General features: G+C 58.4%; 1 protein-coding gene. It reads right to left on the reverse strand.

Annotated features, from left to right (window positions below; translation table 11 throughout):
- Positions 1–240 precede the first annotated feature (240 nt).
- Positions 241–694, reverse strand: a 454-nt coding sequence (locus FGX59_RS37185; protein WP_370296523.1) for a transposase, incomplete at its 5' end; no start/stop codon positions are given.

Genomic DNA, 694 nt, shown 5'->3' on the forward strand with positions numbered 1-694 from the left:
GAACCCAAGCCCTATCGCTGGCACAAGTCCGCAGACGAAATTCTCGCCTCAGTGAAGCGCTTCTGCCAAAAGACCGTATGTCAGGGACTTTAGTTACAGGTGACTAGGAGATCGCGATCTGACCGGGAAGTCGGCCTTCGGGTCAGCTTGCTTCATGCCCGTCGCGGGCTCTGTTGAGCGTTGTTGGGCCTTGTTGCGCTAATCGAACGACAGGGTGAGGATCCCCTTTCCTCTCCGGCTTCAGGCAACGACTTCGATTTCAGCTCTTCCGAGGGCCGAGCAGTGGTTCACGAATGAGCGGCGAGCGCCACCGGTCCGAGCACAGCCGCGAATGATACGGATCTGGATTTCAGCAGTTTGACGGTCTGGGTCGCGTGACATGATCCGTTCCCCGAAAAGCTTCAGGCGGTTCATTTGCGCCTCGACGCGACTTCGGGAATGATAGCCGACCCACTTTTTCCAAATGGACCGTCCCAGTCGGTGTGTCGCCTTGAGGATGTCATTTCGTGATATCGCGGCCGGGCTGTCCGGCTTCCAGACCCAGCCATTGCGACGGATCGGGATGATCGGCTCCGCTCCGCGCTCGAGTATTGCCGCATGGCAGCGGCGTTGTTGCGCAAATCCGGGAGGATTCATCTCGTGAATCCAGCATGCTAGCTGGGCAGCATGAGCAGACCTCCGAAGACGACCTACA

It is taken from the genome of Poseidonocella sp. HB161398, from assembly GCF_005870025.1.
Lineage (GTDB): Bacteria > Pseudomonadota > Alphaproteobacteria > Rhodobacterales > Rhodobacteraceae > Mangrovicoccus.